The following is a 23,257-nucleotide window of genomic DNA, read 5'->3' as shown; positions in this document are numbered from 1 at the left end:
CGGTGTTGCCGTTGCGGCAACGGGCGTTGCCCCGGGGTTCAGATGGGGTCGACGTCCATGAGGTCGAAGAGCAGCGCTCCCTCGGCGGCCGTGTCCGGGCGGTTGGCGTCGGGGGGCGGCTGCTCCGCCCAGATGACCTTGCCCTGGCCGGTGTAGCGGGTGCCCCAGCGCTCGGAGAGCTGGGCGACGAGGAAGAGGCCGCGGCCGCCCTCGTCGGTGGTGGCGGCGTACCGCAGGTGCGGGGAGGTGCTGCTGGTGTCGGAGACCTCGCAGGTGAGGCCGCGGTCGCGGAGGAGGCGGACGTGGACCGGCGGGGAACCGTAGCGGATGGCGTTGGTGATGAGCTCGCTGAGGATGAGCTCGGTGGTGAACGCCAGCTCCGACAGGCCCCACTCCTCCAGCTGCCGGGCGGCCTCGGCGCGGATCTTGGCGACGGCTCCCGGGTGGAAGGGCACGTCCCAGTCGGCGACCTGGTCGGGGCCGAGGGCGCGGGTGCGGGCGATGAGCAGCGCCACGTCGTCCTTGGGGTGGGCGGGCAGCAGCGCGTCGCAGACGGCCCGGCAGCTGTCGTCGGGTGTCCGGTCGGGTACGGCGAGGGCCTGGCGCAGCAGTTCGAGGCCGACGTCGATGTCGCGGGTGCGGTCCTCGATGAGGCCGTCGGTGTAGAAGACGAGCTGGCTGCCCTCGGCGAGGGTGAGCTCGGCGGTTTCGAAGGGGATGCCGCCGAGGCCCAGCGGCGGCCCGGCGGGGAGGTCGGGGAACTCCACGAGGCCGTTGGGGTGGACCAGGGCGGGCAGCGGGTGTCCGGCGCGGGCCATCACGCAGCGGCGGGAGACCGGGTCGTACACGGCGTACAGGCAGGTGGCGCCGGTCATTCCGGCGTCGGGCGGTCCGCAGGGCAGCTCACCGTCGACGGGGTCGCGGTCGTCCTGGTCGATGCGGCCCACGAGGTCGTCGAGGCGGCCGAGGATCTCGTCGGGCGGCAGGTCGAGGGTGGAGAAGTTGTGCACGGCGGTGCGCAGCCGGCCCATGGTGGCGGCGGCGTGCAGGCCGTGGCCGACGACGTCGCCGACGACGAGCGCGACGCGGCTGCCGGGCAGGGGGATGACGTCGAACCAGTCGCCGCCGACGCCGGACTGGGCGGGCAGGTAGCGGTGGGCGACCTCCAGGGCGCTCTGCTCGGGCAGGGCTCGCGGCAGCAGGCTGCGCTGGAGGGTGACCGCCATGGCGTGTTCACGGGTGTAGCGGCGGGCGTTGTCGATGCAGACGGCGGCGCGGGTGACCAGCTCCTCGGCGATGGAGAGGTCCTCGTCCTCGAACGGCTCGGGCTTCTCGGAGCGCCAGAAGTTCGCCACGCCCAGCACCACTCCCCTGGCCTTGAGGGGGACGGCGATGAGCGAGTGGATGCCGTACGCGACGATGCGGCCGGCCCGCTCGGGGTCCTGGGCCTGCCAGCCGGGGGCGCGGGCGAGGTCGGGCACCAGCTCGGCGCGGCCGCTGCCGTACCCGCGGGCCTGCGGGGTGGAGGGCAGGAAGCCGATCATCTTGCCGCGCGGGTAGAGGGGGTGGTCGTCGCGGATACCGGCGACGGCGGTGCGGCGCATGTCGGCGCCGGTGCCGGTGGGCTCCTCGCCGCGCAGCACCGCGTCGGCGAGGTCGACGGTGACGAAGTCGGCGAAGCGCGGGACGGCGACCTCGGCGAGCTCCTCGGCGGTGCGGACCACGTCGAGGGTGGTGCCGATGCCGACCCCGGCGTCGTACAGCAGGTTGAGGCGCCGGGCGGCGCCCTCGGCGCGGCCGCTGAGGGCGCGGAGCTCGGTGGTGTCGCGGATGGTGGCGACGGTGCCGGCGGGGCCGCCGTCGCGGTCGGTGGGCCGCTGGTTGACGGCGAGGAGCCGGTCGGCGGCGAGGACGACCTCGTCGGTGGCGACGCGGCCGGAGGCGAGGAGCTCGGCGACGCCGGGGTCGAGGCCCGGCAGCTCGGGGATGGGGCGGCCCTCGGCGTCGGGCGGCAGCTGGAGGAGGCGTCTGGCCTCGTCGTTGGCGAGGAGGAGGCGCCCGTCGCCGCCGACGATGACGACGCCTTCGCGTACGGCGTGGAGCACGGCGTCGTGGTGTTCGTAGACGCGGGTCATCTCGGCGGGGCCGAGGCCGTGGGTCTGGCGGCGCAGCCGTCCGGCGACCAGGGCGGTGCCGGCGGTGGCGAGGGCGAGGCCCGCCGCGCTGGTGGCGAGGATGACGGGGAGCTGGCGGTTGACCAGCCCGGTGACGTTCTTGACCTGGAGTCCGGCGGAGACGAGGGCGATGACGCGGCCGTTCTCGTCGCGTACGGGGACGATGGCCTGGACCTCGTCGCCGAGGGGGCCGGAGACGTCCTCGGTGTGGACGCGGCCGGCCAGGGAGGGCTCTATGGTGCCGACGAAGCGCTCGCCGATCCGCTCGGGCCGCGGGTGGGTGTAGCGGATGCCGTCGGTGTCCATGACGACGATGAAGTCGACCCCGGCGCGTGCGCGGGCGGCTTCGGTGAGCGGCTGCAGGACGGCGGAGGGGTCGGGCGCGGCGAGGGCCTGGTGCATGCCGGGCGCGTGGGCGAAGGACTCCGCGACGGCGACGGATCGGTTGCGGGCCTCGCGGTCGCTGTCGGCCCGCGACTGGAGGACGAGAGCCAGGACCGCGCCCAGGACCAGCAGCACGACCAGCGCCACTTGCAGGACGAATACCTGCCCCGCGACGCTCCGCGGACGCCTGTCGGCCAGTGACCGAACCGAGGCTCCACGGAATCGGTCGCGAACGTTGACCACGCTCATTTGTAACACCGCATCCGGCCCGGGGACCATGGGTGACCTTTCGCCGCCGATCGGACACGTGGGGTCATCGGAGTCCAGGATTCGCCCAACTCCCGGCCAACGGTGGTCAAAGACGGCCCGAAGGGCCACCACGGCGGGCCTACCGTGCGGCCGTGACCTCGATATCGAAGGATGACGCGACAGCGGCGGACGAGACCCGTAGCGGGGGCGCGCGACACCGGTGGACGCGGCGCGGAGTGCTCCGCGGCGCGCTGGGCGGGGGCGCCGCGCTCGGCACCGCCTCCGGCCTCGGCCTCGCCCTCGCCGGGCCGGCCGGCGCCGCGGGCGCCCCGGTGAGGCCCTCGACGCCCGCCGCCGCGCTGCGCGAGCTGACGCGGGGCAACCGGCGCTGGCGCACCCGGCACCAGACGCACCCGCACGAGGCGGCGGCCGACCGCACGGCGGCCGTGTCGGGCCAGCACCCCTTCGCCCTCGTCCTCGGCTGCATCGACTCGCGCGTGCCGCCCGAGCTCGTCTTCGACCAGGGGCTCGGGGACCTGATGACGGTCCGTTCGGCCGGTGAGGTGCTGGACGAGGCGGTGCTCGGCAGCGTCGCGTACGGCGTCCTGGAGCTCGGCATCCCGCTGGTGATGGTGCTGGGGCACCAGTCCTGCGGCGCGGTGACGGCCGCGGTGCGCGCGGACGAGACGGGTGAGCAGCTGCCCGCGCACATCGCGTACGTCGCGGAGCAGATCCGTCCGGCGATCGACCGGAGCCACAGCGGCCAGGCCCGCGTCGACGCGACGATCACCGCGCAGGTGCGGCTCGTACGGGACCGGCTCGCCGGGGAGCCCGATCTGGCCGACGCGGTGGCGGCGGGCCGGCTGGCCGTCGTGGGGGCGCGCTACGAGCTCCTGAGCCAGCGGGTCCGCCCGGTCGCCTGACGCGTCGGCCGGCGGGCTGCGGGGCGGGCCCTCGCGGAAGCGGCTCACCCCACGCCCCGCGGCCGGAACTGGATGCTGATCCTGGGTCCCACGTCCCGTGTGGTCTTCGGGATCGCGTGTTCCCACGTCCGCTGGCACGATCCGCCCATCACGACGAGGTCGCCGTGGCCGAGGGGGAAGCGCAGCGACGCGGCGCCGCCGCTCCGGGGCCGGAGCGCCAGGTCGCGCGGTTCGCCGACCGAGAGGATCGCGACCATGGTGTCCCGGCGCGCGCCGCGGCCGGTCCGGTCACCGTGCCAGGCGACGCTGTCGCGGCCGTCGCGGTAGTAGCACAGGCCCGCCGTGGCGAACGGCTCGCCCAGCTCGGCGGCGTAGTGCGCGGAGAGCGTGGCGCGCGCCTCCTCCAGGACGGGGTGCGGCAGGGGGTCGCCGGCGCCGTAGAAGGCCAGCAGGCGCGGCACCGTGACCTGGTGGTCGTACATCTGCCGCCGTTCGGCCCGCCAGGGGACGTGGGCGGCGAGCTCCTCGAAGAGGGCGTCGGCGCCGGTCAGCCAGCCGGGGAGCAGGTCGATCCACGCCCCGTCGGTCAGGGCGGTGCGCCGTACGCCGCCGAGCGGCCCGAGGCGGATCTCGTCGCTCTGGTCGAAGAGGGATCCCTGCATGTGCTGCCGTGCCATGGTGTCCAGCCTAGACCGCAATCGAACATGTGACCTATTGCGTGATCATGGCGTCCCGTACAGGAGTCCGTACGCGGTCGCCACGAACGTGTCCCGGAGGCGGATGCGACGCGTGGCGAGCGCGGCCAGCGCCGTCCCGGTGTCGGGGCGGAAGCCGATGAAGGCCTGCTGGCCGCTGGTCGCGCCGGCGTGGAAGTACATCGGCCCGTGGTCGGTGGGGTGCCGGAACCAGGTCAGCGTGTGGACGTGCCGGTGGCCGACACCGCGCCGCAGCAGCGGGCGGCCCACCGCGCGCAGCGCGTCGCCCAGCGGGGTGTCCTCGGGGCGCAGGTGCGCCTCCAGGAAGGTGAGCAGGTCGTGCGGGGTGGCCCGGACCGCTCCGGCGGGCTGGAAGCCGCCGGTCCGCAGCCCGGGCACCGGTGTCGCACCGTCGGCGCGGTGCCCGGTCGCGTCGGTGCCCGGGGCCCCGGCGGGGTGCAGCGCGGTGCCGGTCAGGCCGAGGGGGTTCATGACCCGCGCGGTCAGCAGCTCCTCCCACGGGGTGGCGGTCGCCGCGGCGAGGGCGTGGCCGAGGACGGAGACGCCGAAGTTGGAGTAGCGCCAGCGCGTGCCGGGGCGGTGGCGCGGGGGGCGGCGGCTCAGGAAGGCCCGCACGACGCGCTCGGGCGGGTAGTGGGCGTAGGGGTTCGTGTGCCAGTGGGGCAACGCCTGCCGGTAGAAGTCGCGGGGCAGCGCGGGCAGCCCGGAGGTGTGCGTGACCAGGTGCGTGAGCGTGATGGCGGACCGGTGTCCGTGCGTCCGGCCCGGGTCCAGGTGGGCGGCGGCCGGATCGCCGCCGCCGACCACCCCGGTGCCGACGAGTTCGGCCAGCAGCAGCCCCGTGTACGTCTTGGAGGCCGACCCGAGCTCGTACCGCAGCCGGTCGCGCGGGACCGGCGGGGGCGGGGCGGTGCCGCCGCAGCGGACGGCCCGGCGGCCGCCCCGGGAGAGGGCGAAGACGACGTCGGGCGCGTCCACGGCGCGTACGGCCTCGTCGAGCCGCTCCGCCACGTCCGTCTCACCGCCCGCGTCGCCGCCGCCCGTGTCGTCGAGCAGCGTCCCCGTGTCCGCCGTCATGCGTCGGCCATCCGGGCGAGGGCGCGGGACGTCGCCAGCACGGAGGCGAAGGCCGCCACCAGCGTGGAGTGGTAGACGACGTCGAAGACGTCGTCGGGGTCGCCCTCGGGCATCTCCCGCACCGCCGGCATCGCCCCGTCAGGCTGCTGGGCCGCGGCGAACCCCTCCCACGCGGCCGCGTCCAGCGTGGGGCTGGGCAGGCAGGCGTCGACGACGAGCAGTTCGCCGAGCAGGTCCCAGCGGCGCAGGTCCAGCCAGTCGTCCAGCCAGACCGGCAGCCAGGTGTCGAGGTAGGCGGCGATGCGCGGCGGCAGGCCGTCGGGCCTCTCGCCCCAGTCGGTGAGGTGGAAGACGGTGTGGGTGATGTCGTACCCGGTGCGCGCCTCGACGGTCCACGGTTCGGGGGTGTTGCCGAGCCAGGTGCGGGCGAGGGCCTCGCCCTCCTCCATGCCCGGCAGCAGTCCGAAGCGGCGTTCGCACGCGGAGAGGCCGAGGCGCCGGACGGGCTGCAGCTCGCGGGCGGTCCAGCTGCCGAGCCGGTGGTTGAGCCGGACCCACTCCTCCATCTCGGGCTGGCGGTAGCCGAGTTCCCGGAACGGCAGGTAGACCTCGAAGGGGACCGGCGACTGCGGCTCGCCGCGCTGTCCGCGCACGAGCATCCGGCCGCCGTCCAGGGCCACGCGCCACGCGTGGTCGAGCAGCCGGCGGACGAGGTCGGTCTGGCGGGAGCCGGAGACACCCTCGCGGAACAGCACCCGGCCGATCACGGCGAGTTCGCCGATCGGTTTGAAGCGCTCCATGAACCCGCCGGCCTCCGGGTCGGTCTCCGTCTCCAGCCGGAACCCGTCGCGGTGGGCGTACAGCCATTCGACGGCGCCCACGCCGACGGAGTGGATGAGGCGCGTGCTGGTCATGACGGTCCCTCCGGTCCGGCGCCGTCCTCCGCGAGGCGCGCGAGGGTCAGGGCCGCGGCGAAGGCCGCCATCAGGGTCGAGTGGTAGCGGTGCGCGAAGCCGTGGGGCAGGGCGGGGCGGTGGCGGGTCGGGCCCACTTCCACCAGGGCGCCCGACGCGTCCTGCGCGCCCGCCAGTTCGGCCCACGCGGCCGTGATCGCGGCGCGCTCCGGTGGTCGCGGCAGGCTTGCCGCCACGGCGAGGAGTTCGCAGCTCAGGTCCCACTGCCGGTCGTCCAGGCAGGTGTCGAGCCACGGCGGGAGCCAGGTCTCCAGGTAGTCGGCGAGCCAGGGCGGTACGCCGTCGGTCGCACGCCCCCAGTCGGTGAGGTGGAAGACCACGTGGGTGGTGGCGTATCCGGCGGTCGTCTCGAAGAGCCAGGGCTCCGGGAGGGCGCCCAGCCACGTGCGCCCGAGGGCCGCGGACATCTCCTCGTGGTCCGGGAGCCCGGTGCGCCGCTCGGAGTTGAGGACGCTCAGCAGCCGCGTCGGGTGCTGTTCGGTGGCACGCCAGCCGCGGGTGCGGGCGATGGCCGAGGCGAACTCCTCGTACCCCGGGTGCCGCAGGCCGGCGGAGGCGAACGCGGCGTAGATCTCCAGCGGGTACATGGCGCACGGCTCCAGCCGCTGCAGGTCGAGGAAGAGTTCTCCCTCACCGGTCTCGCGCCAGGCGAAGGCGAGCAGGTCGGTGGCCGCGTCGTGGAGCGGGGTACCGGGCGGGCTGTACCGGCGTACGCAGACGCAGACCTGGGCCAGCTCGCCGAGCGGTTTCCAGATGCGGTTGACGTCGGCGCCGGGGTCCAGCGCCGAGTCGCCCAGCCGGAAGTCCGCCCGGTTGCCGGAGATCCAGCCGAGGGCCGCCTCGCCCACGCCCCGGAGGTCGACCCCCCGGAGGCCGACGGCCGCCGTCACACCGGCGCTCCGGCACGCAGCAGCCGTGCGGCGCGCACTTGGAGCGCGACGCGCGGATCGGTTCCGCCCATCAGGGCCACGAACTCCAGCCCCGTGTCCAGGGCCAGGGTGTCCGGGACGCCGTCGAGCAGGCTGAGCCAGCGGCCTGCTCCGGCCGCCTGGAGCCAGTCGCGGCGGCGTACGGCGCGGACGAAGCCGCGTGCGACGTCCACCGGTCGGCGGGCGGCCGCGCGGGCCACGCCCGAGTCGGTGCCGGGGACGGCGAGCGCGGCGAGGACGGCGAGCTGGTGGGTGAGGACCTGCCAGGGGGCCACGTCCAGCCAGGTGGTGTCCGGCTCGGCGCCGTCCAGTCCCAGGGTGCGGCGCATGGCCCAGTGACTCCACCGCGAGGTGGGCGAGGCGTCGGGCGCGGGAGGGAAGCCGCGTACGGCCTGCTCGAAGGCGGTCAGGTCGCCGGGGGCGGGCGCGGTGCGCAGGAGGACGCTCGGCAGGACGGTGTCGGCGCCGAGGACGCGTACCGCCGCGAGTCCGAGCCGGTCGGCCCCCTCCGCGTCGGTGGCGTCGACGACACCTCCGACCACCACGAAGTGGTCTCCGCCGTTGAGGGCGGAGACCACGCGCGAAGCGAGCTCCCTCACCGCGCCCGTCAGACGGGTGGGTGTTTCAGGCTGCTCCATTCAGCCCCTCCGTCAGCCCTTCTTGGGCCGGGGAGTCGGGGGCGCGAGCAGGAGTTTGCCCTCGCCCTGGAGGAGGGCCAGCCCCGCGCATTCGTAGGTGTCGCGGTAGAAGCCCTCAGCTTCCACCGGGTTGAGTTCGGACTCGATGTCGGCGTCCAAAACCGTCAGGTCCCGGACTTCTGGCTCGATGGCTGACATGCCACCATCCCCTTCACAGGAGGAATGCAGACTTCCACTTCTAGTGGACCGCAGACGGACAAAAGCTGCAAATCAACTGAAAGGCCAACTACATCACTCTCTGAATGTGCGCGCTTCAACCACCTCGCCCTCCCCAAGTGGCGCCGCCGCCGCCCCTCTTCTGCCACTCCCGGATGGCGCAATGGGACGGAATGCCCCTTAGATGAGGCAACGACACGGTGTGTGCCTCACCGAACGTTCGGCGAATGGAGCCGCGCCATGACCACCGACCATCCGACAACTCCCCCTACGCCTCCGCCGGCAGGCCCCCCGGACGCGCCGCTGACCTCGCCTCCGGTCTCACCCGCCGCCCCGCCGCCGGCCTCCTCGGCGCCGGGCCCCGAGAGCCCGCCCCTCCCGGCGTTCCCGCCGGCCCCCCAGACGGCGGCGGCTCCGGCCGACGCGCCGCCCCCGGCCGCCGCACCACCCCCGGCCGCCGTTCCGGCGCCGGAGGCCGCTGCGCCGCCGGAGGACCGCGCCTACCGGGAGGCCCCCGAGCCGCCGCAGGACCGCGCCGCCCGGGAGCAGGAGCCCCCGGCCGGGAAACCGGCCGGTGACGGCACCGACGAGCCCATACGCACCCTGCTCTGGACCGCGGCCACCTACCGGCCGCTGGAGGAGGTCGCCGCGCTGGTGAGCCTGCTCAAGCGCACCCAGCAGGTGGCCAGCCCCGGCGACGAGGCGCTCCGCGCGGCCGCCGTGGCCCGGCCCCTGGAGGAGGTCCGGCAGCTGGTCGCCATGCTGGGAGAGCCTCCGCACAACCTCGACGAAGCGGGCACGACCCTGCGCGCCGCGGCCGTCGGCCGGCCCATCGAGGACGTCGCCCAGCTGGTGGACATCCTCGGCACGGAGGACGGTGGAGGCTGGCCGCTCAGCGCCCGGGACGCCGAAGGCGCCCCGCGCGCCGAGGGCGCACCCGCCCCCGACGGAACCGGAACGGCCGCGGCCGCCGCCCGGGGCAGGGCCCCGGAACCCGGCGGCGGACCGGCGCCCGTACCCACCGCCCAGCGCCGTACCACCTCGCGGCGCGGCGACGACGCGGCCTCCGCCGCCCTGCGTTCCACTCTCCGTTCGGGCCTGCGCTGGCCCGCGGCCGTCGTGCTGCTCGTCTGCGGACTCCTGCACCTGCCCACCGACCTCGTCGCCCTCCGGTCCGGGGGCAGCGCAGGCCTGCTGTCCTTCGCCGTCACCGTGCTCTGCCTGGGCGTGGGCGGCTGGCTCGCCCTGCGCGACACCGCCCGGGTCTGGGCCGCTGCCGCCGCGACCGGCATCGGAGTCGTCGCCCTGCACGCCATGGCGGGCGTCGGGCACCTGAGCCTGCTGGAGGGCAGCCTCGGCGGCTCGTACGCCTGGGCCGGCGCCGCGGCGGTGGCCTGCGCCGCGCTCGCGACGGCGCTCGCCGCCTCGGCGCTGCTGCGCCGGCCGCGAGCCGCCGACGCGCCGACCGGCGGCGGCTGAGGCGGGGAGCCCGGGGCATCGGCCCAGTCGGCCGCCGGGACACCCCCTAGGCCACCGTCGCGCGGGAGCGGGCGCTCCGGTGCCCGTTCCCCGCGCGGCCGGCGGAGCGGGTGCCGTACAGGGCGAACGCCGTGTTCACCAGGGCGACATGGCTGTACGCCTGCGGGGTGTTGCCGAGCTGGCGGCGGGTCACCGGATCCCACTCCTCGGAGAGGAGGCCGACGTCGTTGCGTACGTCCAGGACCCGCTCGAAGACGTCGCGGCTCTCCTCCCAACGGCCCGTCAGGGCGAGGGCGTCGGCGTACCAGAGGGAGCAGGCGAGGAAGGCGCCCTCGCCGCCGCACAGCCCGTCCACCTCGTGCACGTGGCCGTCCGTCTCGGCGTACCGGCGCAGGAAGCCGTGGTGCTCCAGGGCGCGCGCCGCCTCCAGGGTCCGCCGCAGCCGCTGGTCGTCGGGGGGGGCAGGAAGCCGAGCCGGGGCAGCAGGAGTGACGCCGCGTCGACCCGCCGCGAGCCGTAGTACTGGACGAAGGAGCCCTGTTCGTCGTCCCAGCCCCGCCGCAGCACGTCCTTGCGGATCTCCTGGCGCAGGGCGCGCCAGCGCTCCGCCGAGCCGCGTACTTCCCACAGTCCGGCGTCCGGCTCCTGCCAGTGCCGTTCCAGGTGGTCCATGAACGAGGCCACGAGGTGCCACACCTGCGCGTCGATCGGCACTCCGGCGCGCAGCGCCGAGTACACGGTGTTGAGGACCTCGCCGTAGACGTCCAACTGGAGCCGGCCGACGGCGGCGTTGCCGAAGCGGGCCGGGCAGGAGCCCTCGTAGCCGGAGAGCCACGGCGCGGACGCCTCGGTCAGCCGGCGCTGGCCGGCCAGCCCGTGGAGCGGCTGGAGATCGGACGGTTCCCACACGCACCGGATATGTTCCCGGCGGGCTCCATATTTTTTCCCGACCCTTTCAGCTGCGTGATTGACCGGACAAAACGCGCGTGCTAAAGCTGGATATTCAGCAGGTCATTTCCTGGCAGGCACCTCGCAGGAAGAGGTCCATCGTGTCCTCGTTCCCGGTCGGCCACCGTCCGGCGCCGTTCGCTCCGCACCCGCTGCGGCGGGCGACGGACTGGCCTGCCACCGCGGGTACCCGGAGCCGTACCTCCGCGGCGTCCCCCACGGGCCCCGGTGCCCCGTGCCCGGCCCGTAGGGCCTCCGACCGGCTGGTCCTCGCCGCCACCGCACGCCGCGCCGCCGCACGCCGGCCGTGTGCGGCGCCCCGCCGCCGCCGGGCCCGTGTGGTCCCGCACCCGGCGGGCTCCCGTCGCCGGGCGGACGACTCCGACGGCCCAGGCGATCCTGACGACTCAGGCGGCTCAGGCGGCCCAAGCAGCTCAAGCAGCTCAAGCAGCTCAAGTAGCTCAAGTAGCTCAGGCGGCTTTGCCGACCGCGCTCGCGCGGCGCTCGCACGCGCGACGCTGAACCCGGCTTTCCCTCCGGCCCGGGACCTTCCGGGCCGTGCACGGACACGGAGCCAGTGGGGGGCCACCGTGGCCGTCGTCTCCATCCCCCGGCCGCGCAGGGCCCGCACGGTGGACGGTACCGCCGCCACCGCCGCCGTGGCCGCTGTGGCCGCGCGTCCGGCGGGGACGGCCACGGTGCTGTTCTTGGCGGTCGCCGCCGTGCTCCTGTTCCACGCGACCGAGGTCGCGGTCGCGGTCGGGTGGCCGCGGGGCTCCGGGCGGATGCGGTCGCCCGCCCGCGCCACCGGCGGGGAAGCGGTGCCGCGGCCCGCCGCCGCCGTACCGGTGTCCGTTCCGGGGCTGGACGGCACCGGCGCGGGGGCGGGGCCCGGTATCGCGGCCGTGCCGTTCCGGGTCCGGCGCCCACACCGCCGGGCCGGGAACGGCGGGCGCGCCACCCCCGGCCACTGCACCTCGGGCCACTGCGCCCCCGGCCTCGTCGCTAGCCGACGCACCGAACCGCCCCGCCCGTCGCCGATCACCAGAGCGCCGCCGCCTCCGGCGCCGGGCGGGGTCGAAGAGACCGGCGCGTGGTCCCACGGCCCAGCCGTCCTGCCGGGAAGGGAGCCCGGCCATGGACGCTAGAGCCCGCAGACCACGCGTCCTGCTGCTCACCGGCGGGCCGCTCGACGGGCGGAGCGACGCGGACACCGAACTGGCCGCCGCCCTCCGGGAGTCCGTGCCGGGTGTCGAGTTCACGTGGTTCGCCCGGTGGCCGCGCCGCGGCGCGCCGCGGCGCGATCCCCGCGTCCCGCCCGGGCGGGCGGTGCCCGTCCTCTCCCTCGACGGCGTTCCACGGCTGCGCCAGCACCTGCAGATCTCCGTCGCCGCCGCCGTACTGGCGCGCCGCGTCGACCTGGTGCACGTGGTCCTGGCCATCGGCGACGCCTATCCCCTGTGCGCCCGGCTGTGGTCGCCGCTGCTCGCCGGAAGGCCGGTGCTCCACACTGTGACCGGCGTCCGCGACGCACGGCTGCTGCGCCGCGCACGGCCGCTCGGCCGGACGATGGCCCTGTCCTCCGCGACCGCGCGGCAGCTGAGCACCGCCGGCTTCGGCCCGGTGGTGGTCGTCCCCCCGGTGGTGCGGCTGGACCAGTGGCCGCTGATGCCCCGCCCGACGGGGCCGACGCCGAAGGTGCTGGTGACCGGATGTCACGGGCGGGGCGGTGGCGCCGAGGAGGCCGTACGGGCGGCCGCGGTGGCCGCCCGCGCCGGAGCGCGGTTCCGGCTGACGCTGGCGCTGCGCGCCCGTCCCGGCGAGAACCAGCGGGTGCTGGACGACGAGGTGCGCGCCCTGGCGGAGCGCGAGGGGCTGCGGGACGTGGAGGTCCTCGGGTACGTCGACGACATGTGGTCCCTGGTGGCGTCAGCGGACGTGCTGCTGCACGTGCCGTGGGAGCCGACCGACAGGACGGACATCCCGCTGACCGTCCTGGAGGCGCTGAGCACGGGCCGTCCGGTGATCCTGAGCGACCATCCGGAGTTCGCGGCGCTCGGTGACACGGTGCTGCGGGCGCCGATCGGCGACGCGCGCCGCACGGGCCATCTGCTGCGCCAGCTGCTGGACCGCCCGCACTGGTGGCAGGTGCTGTCGGAGCAGGGCCGGGCGACGATGGAGGAGCGTTTCGCGCCGGAGCGGTTCGGGGCCCAGTACGCGCGCCTCTACGGGGAGTTGCTCGGCGAGGAGTTGCTCAGCTGAGCCGGTCGCGGGGTCCGCGTACCGCCTGGAGCAGCACCATGCCCGTGTCCCCGTAGTCGGGCAGGGTCGGGTCCTTGTCGACCCGGGTGACCACCAGCCGCGCGGTGTGCGGGGCGAAGACGTGCCGGACGGTCTCCGTGTCGACGGGAAAGGCCGGCCAGACGAGGCCGCCGCCGATCTGATAGCTCGGCATGTTCTCCATGAACGCGGCGACGAGGTGCCCGCCGGGCCGTACGGAGCGGATGAACATGCCGCACAGCTCGGCGAACTCGTCGGCGTCCTCGGTGACGCTCTCGGCGACGAAGTTCATCGACGCCAGGTCGTACGCACCCTCGGGCACGGCCGTCGCGTCGGCGTGCAGGATACGCACCCGGGACAGGGCCTCGGTGAGCGTGGCGGGGAGCCTGGGGTCGAGGGCGCGGCACAGCGCGTAGAAGGTCTGCCAGCTCGCGTCGGGGTGCTCCAGCTGCCCGGCCAGGTAGGCGACGTTGCCGGCGCCGGGCTCCAGCGCGTCGATGAGGCGGACGACGGCGGCGGCCGGCATCAGCGGGTACAGGTTGGGCCCGGCGCCGAACTCCAGGGAGCGGCCGATGCCGTCGGCCGGCAGCCGCCGGTAGAAGGCGCAGTGGTGGCGCAGGACCGTCGCGTCCGAGCTGTGCATGCGCCGGTAGTTCTCGGTGAGGTACGCGGCGACGGGCCACCGGTCCCAGTCCGCTTCGCGGTTGTGCCTGGCTCCCGGTCCCGGCCCCCGGTAGTGAGGGACCTGCCCGTCGTCGAACCGCGGGTCGGGGGCGCCCTCCCCAGGGGCGCCCTCCCCGGGTGCCGGCCTCATGCCCGCCACCCGCCCAGGACGCCGTCCGGCTGGGCGTGGGCGCCTGCCTGCTTGAGCGGGAAGCGGTCGGCGAGCTCGGTGAGCGTGGCGTTGAGCTGGTCGATCTGCTCGTCGGTGTTGAGGGCGGTCAGCTGGACGCGGAAGCCGACCTGGCTGCGCGGGACGAGCGGATAGGCGGCGAGCGTGACGTAGATGCCGTGCTCCCACAGGAAGTCGCCGACGGCGTCGAGGTCCCAGCTGTCGGCGAGCGGGACCTCGATGATGGGCAGGCCGTGGGTGTTGGGCGTGGCGACGCCGAGGGCGCGGATGTGGTCGAGGACGCGGTGCGTCTTGCGGTACAGGTCGGCGCGGATGGCGTCGCCGCGCCGCTCGTTGACGTCGAGGCCCGCGAGCGCGGTCGCGAGGGAGGCGACGGGCGAGGGGCCGGAGTAGAGGTAGGGCCCGGCGGCGACCTTCAGATGGGCCTTCAGGTCGGGCGGGGCGGTGACGAACGCCAGCAGCGAGGAGTACGCCTTCGACAGGCCCGCCACCATCATGATGCCCTCGTAGCTCTCGCCGAGGTGGCGGACGATGCCGTTGCCCAGGGAGCCGTAGGGCGACGTCTCGTCTGGGGTGCGCTCGCCGATGATGCCGAAGCCGTGGGCGTCGTCGACGTACAGCAGGGCGTCGTGGGAACGGCAGACCCCGGCGAGGGTGGTCAGGTCGGGGAGGTTGCCGGTCATGCTGTTGACGCCGTCGAGGCACACGAGGCGCTGTACGCCGGACGGTGCGGTGGCGAGCAGCCGGTCGAGCTCCTCGGGCTGGTCGGCGTGGAACCGCTGTACCGAGGCGCCCTGCCCGCGGGCGACGACGCAGCCGTCGTACATGGTGCGGTGGGCGCGGGCCTCGACGCAGACCAGTCCGCCGTCCGCGAGCGCCGGGATCACCGAGCCGTGGATGAGGGTGATGGTCGGCAGGAGGAGGGTGTCCGGGGCGCGCAGGAGGCCGGTGAGCCGCTCCTCGATGTCGGTGGAGAGGCGGGGGTTGCCGATGAGCCGGGACCAGCTGGGGTGGGTGCCCCAGCGGCGTACGAAGGGGGCGATGGCGTCCATGATCTCGGGGTCGAAGTCGAACCCGAGGTAGTTGCAGGAGGCGAAGTCGACGAGCCAGTGGTCGCCGACGCGGATGCGGCGCCCGTGGACCTCGTCGATGACGGCGTCGCACATCCTGCTGGTCTTCTGCAGACGGCCGAGGTCGCCGATGCGCTGCTCGGCGCGGATGGCGGAGCGGGTGAGCTGTGCGCCGACCGGGCCGCGGCCGGCGCGGGCGAGCCCCTCGCGCCCCTGCTGCTCGCCCATGTCCTGGGGCACGAGGAGGTACCGCTCGGCCTCGTCGGCCGCCATGGGCCGGGCGAAGAGGTAGCCCTGGCCGTGACGGCAGCCCATGGCGGCGAGCAGGTCGCGCTGGCCGGGGTTCTCGATGCCCTCGGCGATGACCTGGAGGCCGAGGACGTCGGCGATGCGGACGATGCCTTCGACGAGGGCGACCTGCTGGCCGTTGGTGACGATGTCGTCGATGAAGGACTTGTCGACCTTCAGGACGTCGATGGGGAACTCCCGCAGATAGCTGAGCGAGGAGAAGCCGGTGCCGAAGTCGTCGATCGCGATGGAGACGCCGAGTTCCTTGAGGGTGCGCAGGGCGGTGCGGATGTGCTCGTCGCTGCGCATCAGGACGGATTCGGTGATCTCCAGGACGAGGGAGCCGCGCGCCAGGCCGGAGGTGTCGAGGACGCGGCGTACGTCGTCGACGAAGGACGGGTCGAGGAACTGGCGGGCGGAGACGTTGACGTTGAGGTAGAGGGGGTCGGTCCGGGGCCGGGCCCGCTGCCAGCGGGCGATGTCGCCGGCGGCCCGCTGGAGGACCCAGGCGCCGAGCGCCGTGATGTGGCCGGTTTCCTCGGCGAGGGTGATGAACTGGTCGGGCGGGACGAGCCCCCGGTGGCTGTGCGGCCAGCGGATCAGCGCCTCGAAGCCGGTGACCTCGCCGCTGACCAGCTCCAGGATGGGCTGGTAGCGCAGCGTGAACGCCTCCTCCGTGATGGCCCGGTCCAGGCCCTCCTGGAGTTCGTGGCGCTCCACCATGCCGGCGTGCAGGTCGGGGCGGTAGCGGCGCGACTGGCGCTTGCCGGCGGTCTTGGCGGCGTACAGCGCGAGGTCGGCGTGGCCGAGGAGCTCCTCGGCCTCCTCGCCGTCCGCGGCGGTGGCCACGCCGACGGAGGCCGAGACGCTGGTGGAGCCGCTGGTGAGGCGGAAGGGCCCGCCGAGGGTCTGGACGATGTGGGCGGCGAGCCGGTCGGCGTCCTCCGGGGCCTTGGCGCCCTCCATGAGGACGGCGAACTCGTCGCCGCCGAGCCGGGCGGCGGTGTCGCTGAGCCGCAGCGCGGAGGTGAGCCGGCGGGCGACCGCGACCAGGAGTTCGTCGCCGACGGAGTGGCCCATCATGTCGTTGACGACCTTGAAGTCGTCGAGGTCGACGAAGAGGACGCAGGTGAGGCTGGCGTCGCGGCGGCCGCGCAGCAGGGCTCGCTCGATGCGCTCCAGCAGCAGGACCCGGTTGGGCAGGCCGGTCAGCGAGTCGTGGAAGGCGCGGTGGGTGAGCTCCCGCTCCAGCTGGCGCTGCTCGGTGACGTCGCGCAGGGTCAGCACGATGCCGTGCACGGTCTGCTCGTGGCGGAGGTTGCTGCAGCGCACCTCGACGTCGAGCCGTTCGCCGTCGGCGCGCAGGACGCGCCAGTCGTCGTGGGCGTCCCTGGAGTCCTCGTCGCGTACGCGGGCGAGGATGCGCAGGGCGCGTTCGCGGTCCCGGGGGTCGACGAGCCGCAGCAGCGGGGTGGCGCCGACGAGCGTGCCGAACATGACCTGGGCGGAGGGGCTGGCGTACCGGACGGTGCCGTCGTCGTCGAGGATCAGGATGACGTCGGAGGCGTTGTGGACGAGGGTGCGGAAGTACGCCTCGCTCCTGCGGCGGTTGATCTCCTCGCTGAAGCCGACGCGTTCGAGGGCGAGCGCGGCCTGCGAGGCGAGGGACTCGACGGACACGGACAGCTGGTCGAGCTCGCGGGCCGGGCCCGCGACGAGCAGGGCGCCCATCGCCGGTTCGAGGGAGTCGGGCGCCTGGAGGGCGAGTGGGCAGAGCAGCGCTCGGGTGGAGGGGGCGAGCGCGGCGGCGGCGCCGAGTCCGAGCTCGGCGGTGTCGAGGAGCCGGGTACCGCCGGTGAGGGGGGCCGGGACGCGGCGGCCGCCGGGGGCGGGGCCCGGCGCTTCGGCGGCCCGATCGCCGGCATGGTGGTGGTCGTGGTCCTGGTCGTGGTCGTGGTCGTGGTCGTAGTGACGGGCGTCGTCGTCGAGCGGCGGGCCGGGCAGGAGCGTGGGGTCCGGGCCCGGGCCGGGGACGGGCTCCGGAGGCGGGTGGGGCTCCTGAGGCGTGTGGGGCTCCGGCGCCGGGGCCGGCTCTCGGTCGGGCCCCTGGCCCGGCGCCCGGTCCGGCTCGTGGCCCGGCGCCCGGTCCCTCTCCGGGGCGAGCTCCCACACCCACCCGTGCTCCGGGGTGGACACGGGCCGCAGGTTGCCGTCGGCGTCCACGACGAGGAGGACCGACCGGTGGTGTGCGCCCTCGCCGAACAGCGCGTCCGCGGCGCCTTCGACGCACTCGGCGACGTCCTGCGGGGTGACCGCACCGACGAGCGAGGCGGCGGCCAGGCGGAGGCTGCGCTCCCGGGTGACGGCCCTGCGGTGCTCCGAGACCAGCTCCCACAGGCGGGCCATGACCAGCAGGAACATGACGCCGGAGAACACGGCGATGATGGCGGCGTCCCGCACGCTGCCGAGCAGGGCTTCCGAGAGGAGCATGACCGGCGCGATGAGGGAGGCCCCGGCGAGAACCGCCAGGCGCCGCTTGGCGATGCCCGGCCCGGGCTGCGGCACCCGTTCGGTCAGCCGCACCATCGACGGGTGCAGGGCGGCGAGGCCCCAGGCGGTGAAGAAGACCACCCAGCCCAGGTCCATGAAGGTGCCGACCCGCCAGGTGCCCTGGAGCTGGAGCAGCCCGTAGAGCACGTCGGAGGTGAGGATCCCGACCGTGCCGAGGGCGAGCAGCTGCACGGACCGCTCGCGGGTGCCGCCGAGGGTGAGCAGCCGGACCACCATGGCGAGGACGAGCACGTCACCGAGGGGGTACGCGATCGCCACCGCGCGCTCCACCCAGGTCTCGCTCTCGGCGAGGGCGAGCGGGTTGATCAGGTGCACCCACGACAACAGGGCGAGCCCGGACGTGAGGATCAGCGCGTCGAGCAGGCTGGCGAGGTCGCGGCCCTGCCACCGCGCGCGGATGAAGCCGAGGACGCCCGCGGCGAAGAGCGGATAGGTGGAGAGGTAGAAGACGTCGGCCGGTGACGGGAAGGGGTTCGTCCGGCCGTACACCGCCTCGAGGAGGTTGTACGTGGTGTCGCCGGCGATGAAGGTGAGGTTCGCGGCGGCGAGCAGCAGCCACGGCCACCGCTGGGCGGGGCGGTGGATACGGATCCCGATGAGGATCGCCGCGACACCGGACAGGCCGATCAGCGCCCACATGCTGGTGTGCCGGGTGGGCACCAGGAGGTACACGATCGTGAGCGGGATCACGAACAGGACGTAACAGACCATCAGGCGGTGCACACGGCGGCTCGGTCCGATGGGCGTGAGCCCCTTCTTGTGGCGTGTGATCGTCTCCACGGTGACCTGCCGCTGGTCTTCTCTCGCCTCCACAGAACCCGATACGCCCATACGGGCTATATTTACAACGTATATGGACACTTTGCTCCTGTATGTCGAGAGGGTCAAGGGAACCCCCGGAGGCGTGGGATGCCCCAGCAGGCAGGACCGGGGCGGCGCCGTCGCGGGCGGCTGAGCAGGGAGCTCGTTCTCGCCACCGCCCTCGCGCTGGTCGACCGCGAGGGCCTGTCCGCGCTCAGCATGCGGCGGCTCGCCGCCGAGCTGGGGGTCGAGGCGATGGCCCTGTACCGGTACGCCGACGGCAAGGAGGGCCTGCTCGACGGCTTGGTCGAGGCGTTCTTCACGGAGCTCCTGGATGCGCTGGGGCCGCTGGAGCCGCCGGGGCGCGGGCGCGACGGTGCCGACTGGCGCGCCGAGCTGCACCGCACCGCACTCGGCCTCCACCGGCTCTCGCTGCGCCACCCGCAGGTCGTCCCGCTGCTGGCCACCCGCATGCTGGCGGTCCCGCTGTCGCGCCGCCCCCGCGCCGTGCTGCGCGCCCACGAGCACGTCCTGGCGCTCCTCGCCCGCTCGGGCATCGAGGAGGACCGGGCGCCGCTGGCGTACCGCGCCGTGACGGCCTGGACGGTGGGGTACGTCCTCGTGGAGCTGACCGCCGTGGTGGACAGCCCCGACGAGCCCGAGCCGGCGATCCGGTTCGGGCTGCACCGGATGCCCGCCGACGAGCTGCCCCGCCTGCGCGCCGCGGCGCCCGCCCTGGCGGAGCGGGCGGGCGAGGAGGGGCTCGCGGCGGGGCTGGACGCGCTGCTCGACCGGTTCGCCGCACCGCCCCGGTGAACGTCGTTGACAGCGGTCCGCCGCGGTGATGTAACGAACAGTCATGGAGAGGCAGCCCCCACCCGGCCCGGCGACCACAGCGACCGGACCACCCACCGGAGCCGCGCCGCCGCGCTCCCGCCGGGCGCTGGTGGCGGGCTCGGTGGGCAACTTCATCGAGTGGTACGAGTTCGGGATCTACGGCTACTTCGCCACGATCATCGCCGCCCACTTCTTCAGCCCGGAGGCGGCCGGCCCCGGCGGCGTCGGCGGGGAGGGCGGCGGAGGCGGCGCCGAGGCGCTCGTCAGGACGTACGCGTCCTTCGCCCTCGCCTTCTTCTTCCGCCCGCTCGGCGCGGCCCTCTTCGGCCGCCTCGGCGACCGCGCCGGACGGCGCCCCGCCCTCGTCCTCGCCGTGCTGCTGATGACGGGCGCGACCACGCTGATCGGCCTGCTCCCGACGTACGCGACGCTGGGCGCGGCGGCGCCGTGGCTGCTCACGCTCCTGCGCGTGGTGCAAGGACTGTCCGCGGGAGGCGAGTTCGGCGGGGCCGTCTCCGTGATGACGGAGTCCGCCCCGCCGGGCAGGAGGGGCCTGTACGGGGCGTGGCAGTCGTTCACGGTGGCGCTCGGCCTGCTCGGGGGCGCGGGCGTGGCCGCCCTGCTGGCGGCCGTCCTGTCGTCCGGCCAGCTTCACTCCTGGGGCTGGCGGCTGCCGTTCCTGCTGACGCTGCCGATGGGTCTCGCGGCGCTGTGGCTGCGGCTCCGGCTGGAGGAGACCCCGTCGTTCCGGGGCCACGTCCGAGGCGAGGCGGCCCCGCCGGCCGCTCCCGCGCGCGAGGCGGTCCGGGCCGTCGCGCTGGGCGTCGGCCGGCTCATGGGCTGGTCGGCGGCCGGCTACACCTTCCTGGTCGTCCTGCCGTCGTACCTCCAGACCACGCTGAACGCCACGTTCCAGCAGGCGCTGACCGCCACCGTCCTCGCCAATCTGGGCTTCGCGGCCACGATCCTCCCGGCGGGGGCGCTCAGCGACCGGGTGGGCAGGCGGACGGTCATGGTGGCCGGCGCCGTCCTCGCCGTGCTCCTCGCCTTCCCGCTGCTGGACCTGTTGCAGGACCCCGCGACCGCGACGGCGGCCAAGGGCCTCGCGGTGGTGGCGGCGGGCGCGGTGGTCGGGCTGATGGCGGGCCCGGGCCCGGCGATGCTCGCCGAGATGTTCCCCACGCACGTCCGCTACACCGGTCTGGGGCTGGCGTACGCGCTCTCCAACGCGGTGTTCTCCGGCTGCGCGGGCCTCCTCGTCACCCACGCGGTCGAGCGGACCGGCGACATCGACGTCCCCGCGTACTACGTGGCCGCCACCTGCGCCGTGAGCGCGCTCGCCCTGGCCGGGCTGCGCGGCGACGACCACCGCCGCGCCCTGCGCGACTGACGCACGGCCGGTACGCCGAACAACACGCGACCGACGACGGGAGTGGAGCCGTGCGGGTCATCGGGATGATGTCGGGCACGTCGTACGACGCGGTCGACGCGGCCGCCGCCGATCTGGCGCTCGACGGGGACGCCGTCGTCCTGCGCCCGCTCGGCATGGTGAGCGCCGGGTACGACGAGGGGCTGCGGGCCGCGCTGGCCGCCGCGCTGCCCCCGGCGGCCACGACCATGAAGGACGTGTGCGCGCTGGACACGCGCATCGGGCAGGCGTTCGCCTCCCTCGCCGTACGGGCCTGCCGCGAGCTGTGCGGCGGCCGGGCGGAGCTGGTCGTCTCGCACGGGCAGACCGTCCACCACTGGGTCGAGGGGGGCCGGGTGTGCGGCACGCTGCAGCTCGGCGAGCCGGCCTGGATCGCCGAGGCGACCGGCCTCCCGGTGGTCTCGGGCCTGCGCACCCGGGACGTCGCCGCCGGCGGGCAGGGTGCGCCGCTGGTGAGCCTCGTGGACGTGCTGTGGCTGCGCGGCCGCCCGGGCGTGCCGGTCGCGCTCAACCTCGGCGGCATCGCCAACCTCACGGTGGCCGCCGGGCCGGGCGCGCCCCTCGCCTTCGACACGGGCCCGGGCAACGCCCTGATCGACGCGGCCGCGCACCACGTCACGGGCGGCCGGCTGCGGTACGACGAGGACGGCGCCCTGGCGGCCCGGGGCGCCGTCGACGCGGAGCTGCTGCGCCGGCTGCTGGCGGAGCCGTACTACGCGGCGCCGCCGCCCAAGACGACCGGCAAGGAGCTGTTCCACCTGCCGTACCTGCTGGCCGCCCTGGGCGGGGACGGGCGGGGCTCCCTCTCCCCGCCCGACCTGCTGGCCACGGTCACCGAGCTGACCGCCCGTACGGTGGCGGACGCGGTGCGGTCGGCGGGGGCGACGGAGGTCGTCGTCTCGGGCGGCGGCACCCGCAACCCGGTCCTGATGGCCCGGCTGCGCACGGCGCTCGGCGGTGTCCCGGTGCGGGACTCGGACGCGCTGGGGCTGCCGTCGGCGGCCAAGGAGGCGTACGCCTTCGCGGTTCTCGGATTCCTGACCGCCCACGGGCTGCCCGGCACCGTACCGGCGTGCACCGGTGCCCGGCACGCGACTGTGCTGGGCTCCCTCACCCCGGGCCGGGGCGGGCTGTGGCTGCCGCGGGTGCCCGCGGCGGCCGTGCCCGTACGGCTGCGGGTGTCACCGCCCTGACCGTACGGGCACGGGCGCCGCGTCTCACGGCAGGCGGGCGCCGACCGCGGCGAGCGCGGTCGTGACGGGCTGGAAGAACGTCTCGCCGCCCACGTCGCAGTTGCCGCTGCCGCCCGAGGTGAGACCGACGGCGGCGCCGTCGCGGGTGAACAGCGCGCCGCCGCTGTCGCCCGGTTCGGCGCAGACGGTGGTCTGGATGAGGCCGGTGACCGTGCCCTCCGGATAGTTCACCGTGGCGTTCAGGCCCGTGACCTGACCGTCCCTCAGGCCGGTGGTGCTGCCCATGCGGAACACCTCCTGGCCGACCGCCGCCTCGGCCGCGCCCCGGATCGGCACCTTGCGGCCGCCGCCGACGTCGACGACGTCGGGGGCGTCCGCGCCGGGGTCGTCGTACGTGACCAGGGCGAAGTCGCCCTCGCCGGGGAAGGTGGCGGCCTGGACGGTGCCGAGCTGCGCGCCGTTCTCGTCGGTCCACTGCTCGGCGGCGACCCCGCAGTGCCCGGCGGTGAGGAAGCCGCGCTGTCCCTGCTGCGTGGTGACGTTGAAGCCGAGCGAACAGCGGGCGCCGCCGCCGAAGATGGCGTCGCCGCCGTCGGCGAAGGGCTTGAACTCGCCCTTGGACTTCTGGATGCGGGCGACGCCGTCGCCGAGCGATTTCACGGCCGTCTCCAGCCGGTCCCACCGGTCGCCGGTGACGGTGCGGTCGGCCGTGACGAGGACCTGGTTGGTGCGCGGGTCGACGGCCCAGGCGGTGCCGGGGATGGTCGCCTCGCGGGTGAGCGTGCGCGCGGCGGACGTCAGCGTTCTGGTGCTGTTGCGCACCTCGCGGGGGACCGCGCCCGCCTGGGCCACCTCGACATCGATGTCGTTGTCGTCACCGACGACGTTGATGATGAGCTGCTGCTTCCCCGCGTCGTAGTACGCCCCGCCGTAGGCGTCCCCGAGCCGGGCGCCCAGCTTCTTCGCCAGGCCGGCCGCGGCGGCGGCGGTCATCTTCTGCGGGATGACCGCCTGGGAGCCGGATCCGGGTCCCGAGCCGCCCTGGGAGGCGTTGGCGTTGGGCAGCAGGATCGCCGCGGCGACGACGCCGGTGGCGGCGGCTCCTGCGAGGACGGCTTTTCTCTTGGTGATGCGCCTGTGGGTCAACTCAGTGGCTCCTGCGGCTGGTTCGGACTCCGGATGCCGGGCCGGCTACCGGGGGGACGCGTCCGCCCCTGGGTACGGACGG

19 protein-coding genes are annotated in these 23,257 nt (G+C 74.8%); 7 read left to right on the top strand and 12 right to left on the bottom strand.

All coding sequences use genetic code 11. The annotated features are described in order from the left end of the window. Positions 1 to 38: 38 nt before the first annotated feature. On the bottom strand, positions 39 to 2,807 hold the full coding sequence (locus tag AB0A69_RS20275; RefSeq protein ID WP_361423470.1) for a SpoIIE family protein phosphatase: 2,769 nt from the start codon (positions 2,805 to 2,807) through the stop codon (positions 39 to 41). A gap of 236 nt (positions 2,808 to 3,043) precedes the next feature. Here AB0A69_RS20275 and AB0A69_RS20270 point away from each other — a divergent pair, with 236 nt between their 5' ends. Continuing rightward, positions 3,044 to 3,730, top strand: a complete 687-nt coding sequence (locus AB0A69_RS20270; RefSeq protein ID WP_361423774.1) for a carbonic anhydrase — start codon at positions 3,044 to 3,046, stop codon at positions 3,728 to 3,730. A 44-nt stretch (positions 3,731 to 3,774) separates the two neighbouring features. Here the strand turns inward: AB0A69_RS20270 and AB0A69_RS20265 are convergent, their stop codons facing one another. Genes AB0A69_RS20265 through AB0A69_RS20240 form a run of 6 tightly spaced genes read right to left on the bottom strand, consistent with a single transcriptional unit; the run spans position 3,775 to position 8,262 of the window. Continuing rightward, positions 3,775 to 4,407, bottom strand: a complete 633-nt coding sequence (locus AB0A69_RS20265) for an alpha-ketoglutarate-dependent dioxygenase AlkB (protein WP_361423467.1) — start codon at positions 4,405 to 4,407, stop codon at positions 3,775 to 3,777. A 45-nt stretch (positions 4,408 to 4,452) separates the two neighbouring features. Then, positions 4,453 to 5,523 (bottom strand): serine hydrolase domain-containing protein, encoded by a 1,071-nt coding sequence (locus AB0A69_RS20260; protein WP_361423465.1) that lies wholly within the window; start codon positions 5,521 to 5,523, stop codon positions 4,453 to 4,455. After that, a complete protein-coding gene (locus AB0A69_RS20255) occupies positions 5,520 to 6,437 on the bottom strand; it encodes a hypothetical protein (RefSeq protein ID WP_361423463.1) in 918 nt (305 codons plus the stop codon). Before AB0A69_RS20255 ends, AB0A69_RS20260 begins: the two co-directional genes overlap by 4 nt. Next, on the bottom strand, positions 6,434 to 7,387 hold the full coding sequence (locus tag AB0A69_RS20250; RefSeq protein ID WP_361423460.1) for a hypothetical protein: 954 nt from the start codon (positions 7,385 to 7,387) through the stop codon (positions 6,434 to 6,436). Before AB0A69_RS20250 ends, AB0A69_RS20255 begins: the two co-directional genes overlap by 4 nt. Beyond that, positions 7,384 to 8,064, bottom strand: a complete 681-nt coding sequence (locus tag AB0A69_RS20245; protein ID WP_361423457.1) for a hypothetical protein — start codon at positions 8,062 to 8,064, stop codon at positions 7,384 to 7,386. Before AB0A69_RS20245 ends, AB0A69_RS20250 begins: the two co-directional genes overlap by 4 nt. 12 nt (positions 8,065 to 8,076) lie before the next feature. Next, positions 8,077 to 8,262 carry a hypothetical protein gene (locus AB0A69_RS20240; RefSeq protein ID WP_361423454.1) on the bottom strand — a complete coding sequence of 62 codons (186 nt, stop codon included), beginning with the start codon at positions 8,260 to 8,262 and terminating at the stop codon, positions 8,077 to 8,079. Positions 8,263 to 8,520: 258 nt separating this feature from the next. Between AB0A69_RS20240 and AB0A69_RS20235 the strand changes: the two genes are divergently transcribed. After that, complete coding sequence (locus AB0A69_RS20235) at positions 8,521 to 9,759, top strand: hypothetical protein (RefSeq protein ID WP_361423452.1); 1,239 nt, start codon at positions 8,521 to 8,523, stop codon at positions 9,757 to 9,759. Positions 9,760 to 9,805: 46 nt separating this feature from the next. On the opposite strand, the gene AB0A69_RS20230 is transcribed toward AB0A69_RS20235, so the two are convergent. After that, complete coding sequence (locus tag AB0A69_RS20230; RefSeq protein WP_361423449.1) at positions 9,806 to 10,123, bottom strand: glycoside hydrolase family 15 protein; 318 nt, start codon at positions 10,121 to 10,123, stop codon at positions 9,806 to 9,808. Continuing rightward, complete coding sequence (locus AB0A69_RS20225; protein WP_361423446.1) at positions 10,042 to 10,668, bottom strand: glycoside hydrolase family 15 protein; 627 nt, start codon at positions 10,666 to 10,668, stop codon at positions 10,042 to 10,044. Before AB0A69_RS20225 ends, AB0A69_RS20230 begins: the two co-directional genes overlap by 82 nt. A 629-nt stretch (positions 10,669 to 11,297) precedes the next feature. On the opposite strand from AB0A69_RS20225, the gene AB0A69_RS20220 reads away from it, so the two are divergent. Together AB0A69_RS20220 and AB0A69_RS20215 are read left to right on the top strand one after the other, a co-directional pair. Further along, positions 11,298 to 11,855 (top strand): hypothetical protein, encoded by a 558-nt coding sequence (locus tag AB0A69_RS20220; protein WP_361423443.1) that lies wholly within the window; start codon positions 11,298 to 11,300, stop codon positions 11,853 to 11,855. Continuing rightward, the gene (locus AB0A69_RS20215) at positions 11,845 to 12,969 is read left to right on the top strand and encodes a glycosyltransferase (protein WP_361423440.1); all 1,125 of its coding nucleotides are present in this window, start codon (positions 11,845 to 11,847) and stop codon (positions 12,967 to 12,969) included. Before AB0A69_RS20220 ends, AB0A69_RS20215 begins: the two co-directional genes overlap by 11 nt. On the opposite strand, the gene AB0A69_RS20210 is transcribed toward AB0A69_RS20215, so the two are convergent. Together AB0A69_RS20210 and AB0A69_RS20205 are read right to left on the bottom strand one after the other, a co-directional pair. Then, positions 12,962 to 13,801 carry a class I SAM-dependent methyltransferase gene (locus tag AB0A69_RS20210; RefSeq protein WP_361423438.1) on the bottom strand — a complete coding sequence of 280 codons (840 nt, stop codon included), beginning with the start codon at positions 13,799 to 13,801 and terminating at the stop codon, positions 12,962 to 12,964. The two genes, AB0A69_RS20215 and AB0A69_RS20210, sit on opposite strands and share 8 nt — an antisense overlap. Next, the gene (locus AB0A69_RS20205; protein ID WP_361423435.1) at positions 13,798 to 18,549 is read right to left on the bottom strand and encodes an aminotransferase class I/II-fold pyridoxal phosphate-dependent enzyme; all 4,752 of its coding nucleotides are present in this window, start codon (positions 18,547 to 18,549) and stop codon (positions 13,798 to 13,800) included. The genes AB0A69_RS20210 and AB0A69_RS20205 overlap by 4 nt, the downstream gene beginning before the upstream one ends. Positions 18,550 to 18,678: 129 nt before the next feature. Between AB0A69_RS20205 and AB0A69_RS20200 the strand changes: the two genes are divergently transcribed. Genes AB0A69_RS20200 through AB0A69_RS20190 form a run of 3 tightly spaced genes read left to right on the top strand, consistent with a single transcriptional unit; the run spans position 18,679 to position 22,029 of the window. Further along, entirely contained in the window at positions 18,679 to 19,386 is a 708-nt protein-coding gene (locus tag AB0A69_RS20200) for a TetR family transcriptional regulator (protein WP_361423432.1), read from the top strand. A 43-nt stretch (positions 19,387 to 19,429) separates the two neighbouring features. Further along, positions 19,430 to 20,797, top strand: a complete 1,368-nt coding sequence (locus AB0A69_RS20195; RefSeq protein WP_361423429.1) for an MFS transporter — start codon at positions 19,430 to 19,432, stop codon at positions 20,795 to 20,797. Positions 20,798 to 20,847: 50 nt separating this feature from the next. Further along, positions 20,848 to 22,029, top strand: a complete 1,182-nt coding sequence (locus AB0A69_RS20190; RefSeq protein WP_361423426.1) for an anhydro-N-acetylmuramic acid kinase — start codon at positions 20,848 to 20,850, stop codon at positions 22,027 to 22,029. 24 nt (positions 22,030 to 22,053) lie between these two features. On the opposite strand, the gene AB0A69_RS20185 is transcribed toward AB0A69_RS20190, so the two are convergent. Beyond that, positions 22,054 to 23,175 (bottom strand): S1 family peptidase, encoded by a 1,122-nt coding sequence (locus AB0A69_RS20185; protein ID WP_361423423.1) that lies wholly within the window; start codon positions 23,173 to 23,175, stop codon positions 22,054 to 22,056. Between the last annotated feature and the right edge of the window lie 82 nt (positions 23,176 to 23,257).

The sequence above is a fragment of the Streptomyces sp. NPDC045431 genome (assembly GCF_040646655.1).
GTDB lineage: Bacteria > Actinomycetota > Actinomycetes > Streptomycetales > Streptomycetaceae > Streptomyces.
Note: the sequence above shows the minus strand (reverse complement) of the source record. Positions and strands in the feature narration are given on the sequence as shown.

Excerpts from the sequence above, each read along its gene's own strand:
- AB0A69_RS20275 (WP_361423470.1), bottom strand. The coding sequence starts at position 2,807 with ATGAGCGTGGTCAACGTTCGCGACCGATTCCGTGGAGCCTCGGTTCGG.
- AB0A69_RS20265 (WP_361423467.1), bottom strand. The coding sequence starts at position 4,407 with ATGGCACGGCAGCACATGCAGGGATCCCTCTTCGACCAGAGCGACGAG.
- AB0A69_RS20260 (WP_361423465.1), bottom strand. The coding sequence starts at position 5,523 with ATGACGGCGGACACGGGGACGCTGCTCGACGACACGGGCGGCGGCGAC.
- AB0A69_RS20255 (WP_361423463.1), bottom strand. The coding sequence starts at position 6,437 with ATGACCAGCACGCGCCTCATCCACTCCGTCGGCGTGGGCGCCGTCGAA.
- AB0A69_RS20245 (WP_361423457.1), bottom strand. The coding sequence starts at position 8,064 with ATGGAGCAGCCTGAAACACCCACCCGTCTGACGGGCGCGGTGAGGGAG.
- AB0A69_RS20240 (WP_361423454.1), bottom strand. The coding sequence starts at position 8,262 with ATGTCAGCCATCGAGCCAGAAGTCCGGGACCTGACGGTTTTGGACGCC.
- AB0A69_RS20235 (WP_361423452.1), top strand. The coding sequence starts at position 8,521 with ATGACCACCGACCATCCGACAACTCCCCCTACGCCTCCGCCGGCAGGC.
- AB0A69_RS20215 (WP_361423440.1), top strand. The coding sequence starts at position 11,845 with ATGGACGCTAGAGCCCGCAGACCACGCGTCCTGCTGCTCACCGGCGGG.
- AB0A69_RS20210 (WP_361423438.1), bottom strand. The coding sequence starts at position 13,801 with ATGAGGCCGGCACCCGGGGAGGGCGCCCCTGGGGAGGGCGCCCCCGAC.
- AB0A69_RS20200 (WP_361423432.1), top strand. The coding sequence starts at position 18,679 with ATGCCCCAGCAGGCAGGACCGGGGCGGCGCCGTCGCGGGCGGCTGAGC.
- AB0A69_RS20195 (WP_361423429.1), top strand. The coding sequence starts at position 19,430 with ATGGAGAGGCAGCCCCCACCCGGCCCGGCGACCACAGCGACCGGACCA.